Below are 13,162 nucleotides of genomic sequence, written 5' to 3' on the forward strand. Positions count from 1 at the left end.
GGTGGGGGGGGGAGCGGGGGGGGGGCGCGGCTCCGGCGGGTTCGGGGGGGGCCGCAGGGGGGGGGGCGGGGCCGGGGGGGGCCTCCTCGCCGCCCGCCCGGGCCACGCGGCCGGCACAGCAGGCGGGGTGGGAAGCGCAGGGCACGCACCTTGGCCGAGGCCAGCACCAGGGAGACGGCCGCCGCGAGCCGGGCCCCCTCACCGTGCGCGACGGACGCGGTGCGCATCCCGCGCAGCGGACAGGGCCCGGCGGTGCGCCGCCCGGCGCCCGCACCGCCCCGCTCGGCCTGAGCCTCCGTCAAAACCGATATGAGCAGCCCGTCATAGTTCGTCACGATCCGTGCGAACTGTCCGTGGTCCTTGCGCAGTGCGAGGCACAACCCGCACAAATGAGCCATCCACTGGCTCGTGAGGCTCTCTCCGAGCCGGTGCCTGCACGGCCTGACGATTCCGAACACGACACTCCCCCGTGGTTGGTACGACGCTGAGCTGCGGCATCGTACCGACTGCCGCCATCACCCGTACGCACCCTCTCTCACCCGTGTGCCGTGAAGAATCATATTTCACTCACAGTCAGCAGCCGTTTGGGAAACGACCCTTGGGACACAAGGACTCTCGACGGATCCGCTGTGCACCAGTACCGTCACAAACCCCCCGCGCGGCGTCTATCCACTTGGCGCGACGTCCGCATCATGGATGACCATAGGGATGCGGAAGCACGAAAGCCCGCTGTGAGAGGAGGCGTCCATGGGATCGGTACGCAAGGCGAGTGCGTGGCTCGGCCTCGTCGACGACAACGATGACGAGCGTTACTACGACGACGACTACTCCGAGGGCACCGAGCAGCCCGGGGACGCCTGGGTCACGGACCCGCGGGTCAAGGTGGCCTCGGACGTGGCCGAGGAGAAGGGCCGCCGCATCGCGACGGTCACCCCGGACAGCTTCCGGGACGCACGGGCCATCGGTGAGCTGTTCCGGGACGGGGTCCCGGTCATCGTGAACCTGACGGCCATGGAGGGGACCGACGCCAAGCGCGTGGTCGACTTCGCGGCCGGGCTCATCTTCGGCCTGCGCGGTTCGATCGAGCGGGTGTCCACCCGGGTGTTCCTGCTGAGCCCGGCCGACACCCAGGTCATCAGCGGCGAGCCCGCCGCACACCGTTCCGACGGTTTCTTCAACCAGAGCTGAGGCGGGGCCGCACACCACGGCCCCGCTCCCCCGCTCGCCGGGGCGCCTCCTACCGGAAGGCGTCGAGCCCGGTGAGCGCCTTGCCGAGCACCAGCTGGTGCATCTCGACGGTGCCCTCGTAGGTGAGCACCGATTCCAGGTTCGTCGCGTGCCGCATCACGGGGTATTCGAGGGAGATCCCGTTGGCGCCGAGGATCGTACGGGCCGTGCGGCAGATGTCGATGGCCTCGCGCACGTTGTTGAGCTTGCCGAAGCTGACCTGCTCGGGACGCAGCCGGCCGGCGTCCATGCGCCGCCCCAGGTGATGGGCGAGCAGGATCCCCTTGTGCAGTTCGACCGCCATGTCGGCGAGCTTGGCCTGGGTCAGCTGGAAGCCGCCGATGGCCCGCCCGAACTGCTCCCGCGACTTCGCGTACTCCAGGGCCGCCTCGAAGGAGCTGCGCGCCGCGCCCATCGAGCCCCAGACGATCCCGTAACGGGCGTGCGACAGACAGCTGAGCGGTCCGCGCAGTCCGGTCACCTCCGGCAGTACCGCGTCGGCGGGCAGCCGTACGTCGTCGAGGACCAGCTCGCTGGTGACGCTGGCCCGCAGGGACCACTTGTGCTTGATCTCGGGGGCGGAGAACCCGGCGCTGTCGGTCGGCACGACGAAGCCGCGGATCCCCTCCTCGGTCCGCGCCCAGACGACGGCGACCCCGGCCACCGAGCCGTTGGTGATCCACATCTTGCGCCCGTTGAGCACCCAGTCCCCGCCGCCCTCGCGCTTGGCACGGGTGCGCATGTTGGCCGGGTCGGACCCGTGGTCGGGCTCGGTGAGCCCGAAGCACCCGATGACCTCACCGGCGGCCATGCGGGGCAGCCACGTCTGCTTCTGCTCCTCGCTCCCGAAGCGGTGCATGGCGTACATGGCGAGGGAGCCCTGCACGGAGACCAGGGAGCGGATGCCGGAGTCGGCCGCCTCCAGCTCAAGACAGGCCAGCCCGTACTGGACGGCACTCGCCCCGGCGCAGCCGTACCCCTCCAGGGACATGCCGAGCGCGCCGAGGGAACCGAGCTCGCGCGCCAGCTCCCCGATCCCGGGCAGCTCGCCCTTCTCGTACCAGTCGGCGACGTACGGCAGCACGCGGTCGGCGGCCCAGTTCCGCACGGTGTCCCGGACCGCGAGATCCTCCGGTTCGAGCAGGTCGTCGATGCCGAGGGGGTCGGTGGGATCGAACGCGGGCTTGGGGGACGCGGCCATGGGGACACCCTCCGGGACTCTAAAACTAGCGCCGCTAGTCACGGCTCTCGGTGCCGACGTTACGATGCCCGGCCCCACACGTCCACCATGCCCGCCTTCCGCGGCCGCCGACGCTCCTCGACCACCCACGGGCGACGCCCACCCCGACGGCGAACGGGTGGTGCGTGAGGGGAGACCGTGGGGTCACACCGAGACACGGGACTGGGACGGGGACTTCACCGCATCCCGCGGCGCAGGCACGGAAACCTCCTCGCACTGCATCACCCTCGGCAGCCGCAACGCCATCACCGCCCCCAGCACCAACAACCCCGCACTCACCAGCAACGTCACATGCAGCCCGTGCACGAACGCATCCCCCGCGGCCCGCCGCAACGCCACCCCCGCGGGCCCCCCGAGTTGCGCGGCGACCTCGTACGCCTCCCCCAGCGAATGCCCCGCCGCCACCGACGCCGACCCCGGCACCCCGGGCACGCCCCCCGCCAGCCCGGGCGTGTACGCCGCGTTCATCACGCTGCCCAGCAGGGCTATACCGATCCCGGCTCCCAGCTGGTACGAGGTCTCGCCGATCGCCGCCGCCCCACCCGACTGCTCCTGCGGCGCCTCGCTCAGCATCGACTCGTACGCCCCGAACAGCGTCGTCTCCAGACCGAAGCCGAGCAGCACGAACCCGGTCAGCAGCAGCGCCCAGTCGTCGGCCCGGCCCATCGCCGTCAGCAGCAGCACCGCGAAGGCGGTCAGGCAGAACCCCGCGCACACCATCCGCCGCGGCCCGAAGCGCCGCAGCAGCCGCGCGCCCGCGAGCCCCGCCGCCATCGCCGCGAAGGTCAGCGGCAGCAGCCGCAGCCCGGTCTCCAGCGGGGACAGCCCGAGCACCAGTTGCAGGTACTGCGCCGCGATCAGCTCGAGTCCCACCAGCGCCAGCATGGCCAGCACGATGCACCCCACCGACGTGCTGAACGCCGGCCGCCGGAACATCGCGAGGTCCACCAGCGGATACGTGCGCCTCCGCTGCCGCCGCACGAAGCCCGCCAGCAGCAGCGCGCCCAGCACCAGCGGCAGCACGGTGAGCACGCTCACCACCGGCTCCCCGCCGCCCAGCCGCTTCACTCCCAGGACGACGCCGAACAGTCCGCCCGCCGCCATCAGCGCGCCGACCACGTCCCAGGGCCCGCGGCCGTCGCCCTTCGACTCGGGCAGCAGCAGCCGCCCCACCGGCAGGCTGACCAGCATCAGCGGGATGTTGACGAGGAAGACCGAGCCCCACCAGAAGTGCTCCAGCAGGAAGCCGCCGAGCAGCGGACCGACCGCCGCGCCCACCGCGGCCACGGCGCTCCAGATGCCGATGGCCAGCGCCCGCTCCCGCCGGTCGGGGAAGACCTGCCGCAGGATCGACAGGGTCGCCGGCATGATCATGGCGCCGCCGACGCCGAGCAGCGCACGGGCCGCGATCAGCACCTGGGCGGTCTCGGCGAGCGCCGCGAGCGCGGAGGCGACGCCGAAGAGGGCGTAGCCGAGCAGCAGGACCCGTCTGCGGCCCACCCGGTCGCCCAGCGTGCCGAAGAGGATCAGCAGCGCGGCGCAGACGAGCGGATAGACGTCGACGATCCAGAGCAGTTCGATGGCGCCGGGCCTGAGGTCCTCGGTGACGGCGGGGACCGCCACGTGCAGCACGGTCGCGTCGACGGCGACGAGGAGCAGGCTGACGCAGAGGACGACCAGGACCACCCAGCGGTTGGCACCGGCCCCGGCCGCCCGGCGGCGCGGCGCGGCAGCCGTGGTCGTCCCGGACATGTACGTACCTCCAAGATGTTCCCTCGCGTCCGGCGGGCCGTGGGGTGGGGACTCCCCTGCGGCTCGGCCGGAGAGGAGCGGGGGCTCCGGGCCGTGCAACGGAACGCGAGTGACTCGCCAGAGTACGCGAGACCGGGCACGGCACACGTGGCGGGCCTCACACATCCCGCGTCACCCGTGTGGCGTGCGCCACTGCGGCCACCGTCCCGTCCGCCCCGCCGGGACGGCCGACCCGGCGCACGGCAGATAATCGAGCCCGTGACCGATCTTGAAACGCGCACCGCGGGCCGCCCCGGCGCCCCGGGTCCGTCCGATGCCCTGCGCCGGGCCGCCCCGGCGCTCCTCGGCTACGCGGCCGTGCGCGCCCTGGGCCTGCTCGCCCTGGCCCTGTGGAGCGCGGCGCGCGACAAGAGCGCGTACCCGCTGCTGACGGCCCGCTGGGACTCGCTCTGGTACACCAGGGTCGCCGAGCTGGGATACGGCTACGAGGTGCGGCTGCCCAACGGTGACGTGCACTCCAACCTGGCCTTCTTCCCGCTGCTGCCCTGGCTGGAGCGGCTCGGCGCGGCGGTGACGCCCCTGTCGTACGCCGACGCCGGATTCGTCGTCTCCCTGCTCGCCTCGCTCGCCGCGGCCTGGGGGATCTTCGCGGTGGCGGACCACGTGTACGGCCCGCGCGCGGGCGTGTGCGCGGCGTTGCTGTGGGCCGTGCTGCCGGTCGGGATCGTGCAGTCGATGGCGTACAGCGAGTCCCTGTTCACGGCGCTGGCCGCCTGGTCGCTGTACGCGGTGCTGACCGGGCGCTGGGTGACGGCCGGGACACTGGCCGCGCTGGCCGGGCTGACCCGCCCGGTCGGGCTCGCGGTGACGGCGGCGGTGTGGGCGGCCGTGATCACGGCGTTCGTGCGGAGCCGGGGCGAGGACGGTCCCGGCGGCGCCCTGGGCGCTCGGCACCTGCTCGGCATGCTGCTCGCACCCCTGGGCGCCGCCGGTTACGTCCTGTGGGTCGGCCACCGCACCGGCAAGGGCCCGCTCGGCTATCTCGACGTGCAGGCCGGCTGGCGCAACGGCTTCGACGGGGGCGTGGCCTTCGCCCGCTTCGTCGCGGCGAAGTTCACGTCGTTCCCGGCGGCGCTGGCGGGCGTCGGGCTGATCGTCGGGGTCGCGCTGCTGGCCTGGCTGTACGTGGTGTGCGTGCGGCAGCGCCAGCCGCTGCCGCTCCTGGTGTACGCGGGGATCGTCACCGTGCTCGCCCTGTGCGCGTCGAGCTACTTCGGCTCCAAGCCCCGGCTGCTGCTGCCCGCGTTCCCGCTGCTGTTCCCCCTGGCCCTGGGCCTGGCCCGGCTGCGCACCGCCAGGGCGGCGGCGGTCGTGTGCGCCGTCGCGGCGGCGTCGGCGGTCTACGGGGCCTTCTGGCTGAACGGCTCCGGCCCGCCCTGACCGCCGGGGGCCGCCCGATGACCGCCGGGACAATTCCGTACCAGCATTCGGTGAACGAATTCATAAGCACGATAAAACCGCCGACCGGACAGATCAAAGGAATTGAAGTCCGCGACCGGACGGGATTACGGATTACCCGGAAATAAGGCGTCACCTGAGAGGAATCCCACATCACATCGTCATCACAAAGCCGTTGATTCGGCCGGGATCACTCCTCACTCGCTGTAACGTCGATTGGGTGCGTACCGAACGGAAGCCCACCCGTCTGGACCGGGTGTTCGCGAGACTGGACCGGGAGCCGGAACGACCGGAGCTCCTGGACGTGCCGGAGATGTCCCGGCACAGGTTCGCGCTGTTCGCCGGGACCCTCGCGTTCTACCTCGCGATCGTGTGGGCCGTAGTGATCAGCTCGTGGCTGGTCCGGCTCGACTGGCAGGTCATGTTCTTCAGGCCCTACCAGCAGTGGCCGGAGATCCACGCGTTCGTCGACTACTACGTGGTGCTCGGCCAGCGCGGCCCCACCGCCGTGATGGTCGCGGCCTGGCTCGGCTGGCGCTCCTGGCGGCAGCACACCCTGCGTCCGCTGCTGGCGCTCGGCGTCTCACTGCTCCTGCTGAACATCACGGTCGGCGCCGCCAAGTACGGCATGGGCCGGCTGGGACCGCACTACGCGACCACGATCGGCGCCAACGAGATGTGGCTCGGCGGCGATATATTTCCGAGCGGTCACACCGCGAACGCCGTCGTGACCTGGGGCATCCTCGCCTACCTGGCCTCGACGCACCGCGCCCGGCGCTGGCTGTCCGCGCTGTCCGCGGTCACCTCGCTCGGGGTGGGCATGTCCACCGTCTACCTCGGTACGCACTGGCTCAGCGACGTGCTCCTCGGCTGGGCGGCGGGGCTGCTGATCCTGCTGGCGCTCCCCTGGGTCGAACCGCTGATCACCCGCGCGGAGGCCTGGATCCTGGGCCTGCGCGACCGCGGGTACGCCCGCCTGGGCCGCGAGCGGGCGACGAAGCGGCCGGTCGGCCGGCCCGTACCCGTCGCCCCGGCAGGCTCCGGACGGCCGGAGACACCGGCCCGCGAGCCGGTCGCCGCGCCGCACACCGCCCGGGCCCCGGTGTACCTGGCCCCGGGCCCGCACACGGCCCGCTCGGACCGTACGCCCGTGACCCCGGCCGGCAGCCGCCGGCCGCCGCACGCCGACCGCCACCCGCGCAACACAGCCCCGGCCGCGCGCCCCCTGTCGGGCGGCTGACCGGGGTCAGGACCGGTGGACCGGTCCTAGCCCTTCCAGGCCCGGGACACGCGGCCGTCCTTCACCTCGAAGTTGAGGCGGCCCACGCGGTACTCCATGGTGATGACCGTGCCGGGCGCCAGGGACCGCACCGTCGACCAGCCGCGCTCGCGCGCCTGCCGCTCGGCCGCGTCGGAATCGAGGCCGACGTAGGTGTCCGGACTGTCCTGGGGCTCGGCCGGGGGTGTCGGAATCGGTGCCATGCCGCCACGCTATGCCCTGCTCAGGGAGCGGGGAAGCCCGAGCCGGTAACACGGGCCACAGATGCACCTACGGTCACATTTCTGTCACAGGATCACGCTGCGCGTTTTGCCGGAACTCGTTCACACGGACGGACGGATTTGTGCGGCTTCCACGGGCGGCCGAGGTGAATTCCCGCGAGTCGCGGTACTCCGTCGAATAAGTGGACGGAAAAGGCGCTCGGGGCGCCCCGGTGACGCGCCGCATTCCGTGTCCGAACGCTCCCGAACGGACGTGCGCGCGTCCTCGCGGAAGAGCCCCGGATCCCTTACATGAATCGAACATCGGACATGCGGTCAGGCTTCCAGCGGGGCGACGGCGAGCGACAGGTCGTTGTCCCGGGTGTAGTACGGCCCGGCCGCCACGGGGCCGTGCGGCGTCCGCACCCGCGCGCGGGGAAACGTGAACACCGGGTTCTTGTCGGCGATGTCGTCCAGCAGCCGGGCGAGCCGCACCACCGGCCCGGAGCCACCGGCGGGCCGCAGCCACAGGTCCCACAGGCCCGGTGCCAGGCCGTCGTAGGGCACGGTGAAGGCGAACTCCGTCCGCTCGGCGGCGACGTCCACCCGGCGCACGCCGGAACCGTCCGCGCCACCCGCTCCGTCGCCGGGCCGGGCGCGCAGCTCGGCGTCCGCCCCGGGCACGAGCTGGGTGCCGTACACGCGCCCCCGTACGGTCAGGCCGCCGCTCGCGAGGCGCAGGTCCACCGCCTCGGCGTGCGGGGCGCGCAGCCAGCTGCGGACGGTGAGGTTGCCCTGCCGGGTGGCGTACGGGATGCGGACGGCGACGTGGCCGAGCAGTCCGCTGGGCGTGCGCTCGGCCAGGGAGCGCAGATCGGTGACGCCGGGCACCAGCCGCCGCGGCCGGCCGTCGGACAGACGGGCGTAGGCGTCCCAGCGGCCCTCGGGCAGGGACACACTGCTGGGCAGCGCGGCGCGCAGCCGGCCCTCCGCCGCCGGGGCCAGCGGGAGGCTGACCGTGTCCGCCGGGTCGGCGCCGGCGGCCTCGGGGACGCGGCGGCGCAGGACGAGCAGGGCCGCCCCGGTCTTTCCGCGCGCGGCGACGTCGAAGGTCAGGCCGCCCGCGGAGTCGCCGATGCAGTCGGCGCGCAGCGGGGCGGCCGGTGCGGCCGGCGGCGTCATGCGGTGCGGTTCCTCCCCTGGACTTCTCGTCGTCCGGTTAGACCCGGAACCCTGCCTTCTGGTTGTCCGTGTCCGATTGCGATGTGGTCACGACGGGGACGGGCGCCCGACGACCGCTCTTTCCAGTCATCCGGTTCATTCACTGATTTCATGATTTGTCGATTCACGGGCCGGGCGAACGGCTCCGTCCCAGCGGCCCAACCCCGGTGCGTGGCACCCCACTTGGGCCGATGCCGACGATCCCGGCCCTCGGGCGGTCGCGTGCGTCGCATGGTTCGATTCCGTCGGCCGTGGGGCGTGACTCCCGCCACCGGTCCCCCGTTGTCCTTGCATGAGCCGGGGACCCGCCCGGACCACGGCCCGGGAGCCACCCGGTCCGGCCACGCACCGCATCCCGAGGGAGCCACCCGTGCCGCGCATGCTCGACGTCAGCGACGACGTACGCGCCGAGATCGGCGACGAAGAAGCCGACCGCCTGCTGGCCGGGGAGTCCGCCCCGGGCAGCTACGACTGCACGTCCTGCCGCACCCCGGGCGACTGCGAGCAGGAGCGCACCAGCACCGTCCTGTTCATCGGGGACGAGACCGCCGTGCTCGCCTTCGCCCACGCGGGCTGCCTGCCCTCGCAGGTGGTCAAGGTCACCGAGGAGCAGCTCCAGGGCGCGGTGCGGTCGATCAGCGCCGACCAGGCCCGCTCCGGGCCCGCTCCCGCCGCCCCGGAGAAGGCCGCGCCCGAGCAGGCCGTGCTCGGTGTCACCAGCGGGCTGATCCTGATCGCCGGGGAGCTGCACCCGGCCCTCGTGGTGGAGCCGACCGCCCCCATCGCACGGCCCGGCACGGCCGACGCCGGCGACGACTTCCTGCCGCTGCTGATCGAGCAGGGCTTCATGCCGGTCACCGAGCTGGCGTCCGCGCCGGCCGTGCTGCACGGCTGGTCGGTCCTGCTCGCCATGGGCCAGCTGCACGCGGTGCTCCAGCCCGGGACGAACGGCGGCCGGCCGGTGGCCTGGTGGCAGGCGCACCAGCCGCTCCAGGTCACCGAGGGGTGGCGCACGGCGGCCAACAAGCACCAGCAGGTGCTGATGTTCGCGGCGCCCGTCGGGTCGATCGGCCGGCAGCCGCGCGAGGACCTGCTGCGCGACGCGCTGGACAAGGCGGCGGCGAACGGGCAGCTGGTCGCGGCGGCGCTGCCGCTGGCGGGGATCTGAGCCGGTTCACGCGGCTGCCGGACGGCCGTCACCTGGGCCGCATCCCTTCCACCGCGGGGTCGTTTGGACATACGTGTACGCATACGACGCCTTCCACCGCCACGGCGGCCCCTCGACCACGCCGATCTACGACGCGCTCTACGCCGAGTACGTCAGGTCCTTCCGATCGCTGCCGGGGGATCGCAGCGGTGAGGAGGAGCTCGGATTCACGGCCTTCAGGAGCATCCCGCGCGGCAGAGGCGGCTACAGCGCCTACAGCGCGGGGGCCCAGAGCGCCCGCGTCGGCCAGCACTCGGTGTGGCAGCGTGTCGGCGGCACGCACCACGTCCCGGCGGCGCTGCCACCGGCCCCGCGGTCCGGCACCTGACCGCCGTACGACCGACGTGTGAGGGGCGCCCCCGGCCGGGGCGCCCCTCACACGTCACCGGGTGTCCCCGGGGCGGTCCTACTTCTTCTTCGCGCCGCGCTTCTCGCGCACCCGCACCGAGATGTGGATCGGCGTTCCCTCGAAACCGAACTCCTCGCGCAGCCGGCGCTCGATGAAGCGCCGGTAGCCCGCCTCGATGAAGCCGGAGGCGAAGAGCACGAACCGCGGGGGCTTGGTGCCCGCCTGGGTGCCGAAGAGGATGCGCGGCTGCTTGCCGCCCCGCACGGGGTGCGGGTGGGCGGCGACCAGCTCGCCGAGGAAGGCGTTCAGCCGGCCCGTCGGGACCCGGGCCTCCCAGCCCGCGAGGGCGGTCTCGATCGCCGGGACGAGCTTCTCCATGTGCCGCCCGGTCTGCGCCGAGACGTTGACCCGCGGCGCCCAGGCCACCTGGCCCAGCTCCGTCTCGATCTCCCGCTCCAGGTAGTAGCGGCGCTCCTCGTCGAGGGTGTCCCACTTGTTGTAGGCGACGACGATGGCGCGGCCCGCCTCGACGGCCATGGTGACGATCCGCTGGTCCTGGACCGAGATCGACTCGGAGGCGTCGATGAGGATGACGGCGACCTCCGCCTTCTCGACGGCGGCGGCGGTGCGCAGCGAGGCGTAGTAGTCGGCGCCCTGCTGGAGGTGGACGCGCTTGCGGATGCCCGCCGTGTCGACGAACTTCCAGGTGACGCCGCCCAGTTCGATCAGCTCGTCGACCGGGTCGCGGGTGGTGCCGGCCTGTTCGTTGACGACGACGCGCTCCTCGCCCGCGACCTTGTTCAGCAGCGAGGACTTGCCGACGTTGGGGCGGCCGATCAGGGCGATGCGGCGCGGGCCGCCGACGGCGGTGCCGAAGGTCTGGGCCGGGGCCTCGGGCAGGGCCTCCAGGACCCGGTCCAGCATGTCGCCGGTGCCGCGGCCGTGCAGCGCGGAGACCGGGTGCGGCTCGCCCAGGCCCAGCGACCACAGGTAGGAGGCGTCGGCCTCGCCGCTCGGGCCGTCGACCTTGTTGGCGCACAGCACGACGGGCTTGCCGGCCTTGCGCAGCAGCCGGACGACCGCCTCGTCGGTGTCGGTGGCGCCGACCTTGGCGTCCACGACGAAGACGACCGCGTCGGCGGCCTCGATGGCGTACTCGGCCTGGGCGGCCACGGAGGCGTCGATGCCGAGGACGTCCTGCTCCCAGCCGCCGGTGTCGACGACCTTGAAGCGGCGCCCGGCCCACTCGGCCTCGTAGGTGACGCGGTCGCGGGTGACGCCGGGCTTGTCCTCGACGACGGCCTCGCGACGGCCGATGATGCGGTTCACGAGGGTCGACTTGCCGACATTGGGGCGGCCGACGACGGCGAGGACGGGCAGCGGGCCGTGCCCGGCCTCCTCGATCGCGCCCTCGACCTCCTCGACGTCGAAGCCCTCTTCGGCGGCCAGCTCCATGAACTGCGCGTACTCGGCGTCGCCGAGCGCCCCGTGGTCGTGCTCCTCGCCCGGGCCCTCGGGGTGGATGTGGTCGTTCATGAAGTCCGTACCTCGTTCATCGTGGTGATCGGTGGAACACCCCTGTACCGGGTGATCCACTACTCAAGTGTCACTCAGCGCCCGGTGAGGCGCCTGGCGTTTTCCAGGTGCGCGGTGAGCTGCTTCTGGATGCGTTCGGTGGCCTCGTCCAGGGCCTTGCGGGTGCGCCGCCCGCTGCCGTCGCCCGCGTCGAACGGGTCGCCGAAGACGACGTCCACGCGGGAGCGCAGCGGGGGCAGCGCCTTTATCAACCGTCCGGGACGGTCCGTGCTTCCCAGTACCGCGACCGGGACGATCGGGGCGCCGCTGCGCACCGCGAAGTAGGCGAGCCCGGCGCGCAGCGAGGCGAAGTCGCCCTCGCCCCGGGTGCCCTCCGGGAAGATGCCCAGGACGCCGCCGTCGGCCAGCACGCCGAGCGCCTGCCCTATGGCGGCGCGGTCGGTGGAGTGGCGGTCCACCTTGAGCTGGCCGATGCCGGTCAGGAACCGTCCGAGCGGGCCGACGAACGCCTCCTTCTTGATCAGGAAGTGCGTCGGCCGGGGGGCCACGCCCATGACCATCGGGCCGTCGATGTTGTGCGCGTGGTTGACGGCGTAGATCACCGGGCCGGTGGCGGGCACCCGCCAGGCGCCGAGCACGCGCGGCCTCCACAGCCCGTACATCAGGCCGACGCCGATGCGCCGGCCGACCTCTGCGCCCTTCTCGGAGGGGACGGGCGCCGCGGGGGATGCGGTCACTTCCCCGCCCGCTTCTCCTCGACGAGGGTGACGACGCACTCGATGACCTGCGGCAGGGTGAGGGCGGTGGTGTCCACCTCGACCGCGTCGCCGGCCTTGGCCAGCGGGGAGGTCTTGCGGCTGGAGTCGGCCGCGTCCCGCTTGATCAGGGCCTCGCGGGTGGCGTTGACGTCGGCGCCCTTCAGCTCGCCGCTGCGGCGGGCGGCGCGGGCCTCCGCCGAGGCGGTGAGGAAGATCTTCAGGTCGGCGTCGGGCAGCACGGTGGTGCCGATGTCGCGGCCCTCGACGACGATGCCGAGCGGCGCGGCGGCGGCGATGGAGCGCTGCAACTCGGTGATCCGGGCGCGGATCTCCGGTACGGCGCTGACCGCGCTGACCTTGGAGGTGACCTCCTGGGTACGGATCGGGCCGGCCACGTCCACGCCGTCGACCGTGATGGTCGGACCGGCCGGGTCGGTGCCGGAGACGATCTCGGGCTTGCCGGCCGCGGCGGCCACGGCGTGCGGGTCGTCGGTGTCGATGCCGTTGGTCACCATCCACCAGGTGATCGCCCGGTACTGGGCACCGGTGTCCAGGTAGCTCAGACCGAGCTGTGCGGCCACGGCCTTCGACGTGCTCGACTTGCCCGTGCCGGAGGGGCCGTCGATGGCGACAATCACGGCCGGGACGGTCGGGGCGGCGCCGTTTTCCACGAGGGGACACCTTCCTGGTGCGGTGCGGTGGGTGGTGTGCGGGACGCGAGCGCGTCCCGCACAGGGCCTGTCCGATGAATCCCGTCGTCCGCCCCGAGGGCGGGCCCGGCGGCATCCGGTGTGGGCGATCGCAAGGCGCCGGAGCGCCCTCGTGGCGGAGCCACGCGGGCGTTTCGGCAACGCGGCGAGCGTGCGTGCCAGGCGTCGCCGGGCAGGCGGGAATCATCAGACAGGACCTAGGTTACCGGGCCCAGGAGACCCCTC

At 72.8% G+C, this 13,162-nt stretch carries 12 protein-coding genes and 1 pseudogene; 5 read left to right on the plus strand and 8 right to left on the minus strand.

The window, feature by feature from the left end; all coding sequences use genetic code 11:
* Window positions 1-143: 143 nt before the first annotated feature.
* Window positions 144-458, minus strand: a pseudogene (locus BZZ08_RS39695) (DUF5685 family protein); the annotation flags it as partial.
* Window positions 459-747: 289 nt separating this feature from the next.
* Between BZZ08_RS39695 and BZZ08_RS31405 the strand changes: the two are divergent.
* Complete coding sequence (locus BZZ08_RS31405; RefSeq protein WP_007447969.1) at window positions 748-1,188, plus strand: cell division protein SepF; 441 nt, start codon at window positions 748-750, stop codon at window positions 1,186-1,188.
* Between the two features lie 49 nt (window positions 1,189-1,237).
* Here BZZ08_RS31405 and BZZ08_RS31410 read toward each other — a convergent pair whose 3' ends face one another.
* Together BZZ08_RS31410 and BZZ08_RS31415 are read right to left on the minus strand one after the other, a co-directional pair.
* Complete coding sequence (locus tag BZZ08_RS31410; RefSeq protein WP_104635603.1) at window positions 1,238-2,428, minus strand: acyl-CoA dehydrogenase family protein; 1,191 nt, start codon at window positions 2,426-2,428, stop codon at window positions 1,238-1,240.
* Between the two features lie 183 nt (window positions 2,429-2,611).
* Window positions 2,612-4,219 carry an MFS transporter gene (locus BZZ08_RS31415; protein ID WP_104635604.1) on the minus strand — a complete coding sequence of 536 codons (1,608 nt, stop codon included), beginning with the start codon at window positions 4,217-4,219 and terminating at the stop codon, window positions 2,612-2,614.
* Between the two features lie 258 nt (window positions 4,220-4,477).
* Between BZZ08_RS31415 and BZZ08_RS31420 the strand changes: the two genes are divergently transcribed.
* Complete coding sequence (locus tag BZZ08_RS31420) at window positions 4,478-5,659, plus strand: mannosyltransferase family protein (protein WP_104635605.1); 1,182 nt, start codon at window positions 4,478-4,480, stop codon at window positions 5,657-5,659.
* Between the two features lie 238 nt (window positions 5,660-5,897).
* Window positions 5,898-6,917, plus strand: a complete 1,020-nt coding sequence (locus tag BZZ08_RS31425) for a phosphatase PAP2 family protein (RefSeq protein ID WP_104635606.1) — start codon at window positions 5,898-5,900, stop codon at window positions 6,915-6,917.
* Between the two features lie 26 nt (window positions 6,918-6,943).
* On the opposite strand, the gene BZZ08_RS31430 is transcribed toward BZZ08_RS31425, so the two are convergent.
* Together BZZ08_RS31430 and BZZ08_RS31435 are read right to left on the minus strand one after the other, a co-directional pair.
* Window positions 6,944-7,159: an I78 family peptidase inhibitor gene (locus BZZ08_RS31430; protein ID WP_059299754.1), complete on the minus strand. Its 216-nt coding sequence runs from the start codon at window positions 7,157-7,159 to the stop codon at window positions 6,944-6,946.
* A gap of 333 nt (window positions 7,160-7,492) precedes the next feature.
* Window positions 7,493-8,338 carry a hypothetical protein gene (locus BZZ08_RS31435; protein WP_104635607.1) on the minus strand — a complete coding sequence of 282 codons (846 nt, stop codon included), beginning with the start codon at window positions 8,336-8,338 and terminating at the stop codon, window positions 7,493-7,495.
* 409 nt (window positions 8,339-8,747) lie between these two features.
* Here BZZ08_RS31435 and BZZ08_RS31440 point away from each other — a divergent pair, with 409 nt between their 5' ends.
* Window positions 8,748-9,545 (plus strand): hypothetical protein, encoded by a 798-nt coding sequence (locus BZZ08_RS31440; protein WP_104635608.1) that lies wholly within the window; start codon window positions 8,748-8,750, stop codon window positions 9,543-9,545.
* Between the two features lie 73 nt (window positions 9,546-9,618).
* Window positions 9,619-9,912: a hypothetical protein gene (locus tag BZZ08_RS31445; RefSeq protein WP_104635609.1), complete on the plus strand. Its 294-nt coding sequence runs from the start codon at window positions 9,619-9,621 to the stop codon at window positions 9,910-9,912.
* Window positions 9,913-9,990: 78 nt separating this feature from the next.
* Here BZZ08_RS31445 and der read toward each other — a convergent pair whose 3' ends face one another.
* The 3 genes from der to cmk all read right to left on the minus strand — a co-directional run bounded on the left by der (window position 9,991) and on the right by cmk (window position 12,898).
* Complete coding sequence (der, locus tag BZZ08_RS31450) at window positions 9,991-11,469, minus strand: ribosome biogenesis GTPase Der (RefSeq protein ID WP_104635610.1); 1,479 nt, start codon at window positions 11,467-11,469, stop codon at window positions 9,991-9,993.
* A 74-nt stretch (window positions 11,470-11,543) separates the two neighbouring features.
* Window positions 11,544-12,245, minus strand: a complete 702-nt coding sequence (locus BZZ08_RS31455; RefSeq protein WP_446750281.1) for a lysophospholipid acyltransferase family protein — start codon at window positions 12,243-12,245, stop codon at window positions 11,544-11,546.
* Window positions 12,203-12,898 carry a (d)CMP kinase gene (cmk, locus tag BZZ08_RS31460; protein ID WP_104635612.1) on the minus strand — a complete coding sequence of 232 codons (696 nt, stop codon included), beginning with the start codon at window positions 12,896-12,898 and terminating at the stop codon, window positions 12,203-12,205. The genes BZZ08_RS31455 and cmk overlap by 43 nt, the downstream gene beginning before the upstream one ends.
* Window positions 12,899-13,162 lie beyond the last annotated feature (264 nt).

Source organism: Streptomyces sp. MH60 (assembly GCF_002939385.1).
GTDB lineage: Bacteria > Actinomycetota > Actinomycetes > Streptomycetales > Streptomycetaceae > Streptomyces.

Bases quoted from the DNA above. Each gene is read 5' to 3' on its own strand.
- BZZ08_RS31415 (WP_104635604.1), bottom strand. From the start codon at position 4,219: ATGTCCGGGACGACCACGGCTGCCGCGCCGCGCCGCCGGGCGGCCGGG.
- BZZ08_RS31435 (WP_104635607.1), bottom strand. From the start codon at position 8,338: ATGACGCCGCCGGCCGCACCGGCCGCCCCGCTGCGCGCCGACTGCATC.
- der (WP_104635610.1), bottom strand. From the start codon at position 11,469: ATGAACGACCACATCCACCCCGAGGGCCCGGGCGAGGAGCACGACCAC.
- BZZ08_RS31430 (WP_059299754.1), bottom strand. From the start codon at position 7,159: ATGGCACCGATTCCGACACCCCCGGCCGAGCCCCAGGACAGTCCGGAC.
- BZZ08_RS31405 (WP_007447969.1), top strand. From the start codon at position 748: ATGGGATCGGTACGCAAGGCGAGTGCGTGGCTCGGCCTCGTCGACGAC.
- BZZ08_RS31410 (WP_104635603.1), bottom strand. From the start codon at position 2,428: ATGGCCGCGTCCCCCAAGCCCGCGTTCGATCCCACCGACCCCCTCGGC.